This window comes from Oleiphilus sp. HI0117, assembly GCF_001635235.1.
Genome location: NZ_LWGA01001423.1, coordinates 1 through 901 on the forward strand (window position 1 = coordinate 1; position 901 = coordinate 901).

The window sequence follows — 901 nt, forward strand, 5'->3', positions numbered from 1 at the left end:
AGTTATTTCAGTATCACTAGACTATTTTTTTGAAAAGGTTGTAGCTACAACTATTCACACCCAAAAATTGCTTATAACATTAGTTCCAGATAAGACGTTCTTCACGCAGTAAAGGGATTTAGCTTTGCCTTACGCAAGGGATACGCCGCGGAAGAGTTTATGCTAGCGAACTAGCCTTATCTATCATGAGGAGTCGAGGGATGCTGCTTAGCGAGTATTATTATTCTTTCAGTGGCATTTGGCTGTTAACTTCGTGAACAAGCGGGTAGGGCTCAAGGATGAGCATCTGTGATGAGGGTTTATCAACCTACCAAGAGGTCAGCAAGACTTCAGCTTGGGTAGCGGGGAGTAGTGCGCAAGGAAGCACACTGCTCCCCGCTTTTTAATTGATTAGCGCTGTCTGTCAGGTAACGATTATCTTTTGCCCACTAGCAACGACTTTTTCTGAGCGAGGGCGCTTTGGCGTATCAATGGCTCTTAATGCTGCCGGCCGTTCGTATATTGCTTTTACCCACCTTTCCAAGTTTGGATAGCTATCGATTTCAACACCCGACCAGTTGTGGGTTCGAACCCAAGCCCAGTTTGCGATATCTGCAATGCTGTAATTGTTTACCAGGTACTCATGTTCACTTAAGTGAGAGTCAAGTACTCCAAACAAACGCTTTACCTCGTTATGATAACGGTCAATAGCTGCGGGGATTTTTTCTGGAAAGTAGCGAAAGAAAACATTTGCTTGCCCCATCATTGGACCAATTCCGCCCATTTGGAACATTAGCCACTGATTTATAAGCGCGCGCTCGTTAGGTGTATGTGCGTAAAAATTTCCCGACTTTTCGGCTAGGTAGATCAGGATGGCCCCCGATTCGAAAAGAGTAAAACCTTCGTTGTCGTGATCAATAAT

General features: G+C 44.6%; 1 protein-coding gene. It reads right to left on the minus strand.

The genetic code is table 11. The annotated features are described in order from the left end of the window. Window positions 1-403: 403 nt before the first annotated feature. Window positions 404-901 (minus strand): glutathione binding-like protein (locus tag A3757_RS23965; protein ID WP_068740424.1); only part of this gene is annotated, 498 nt, incomplete at its 5' end.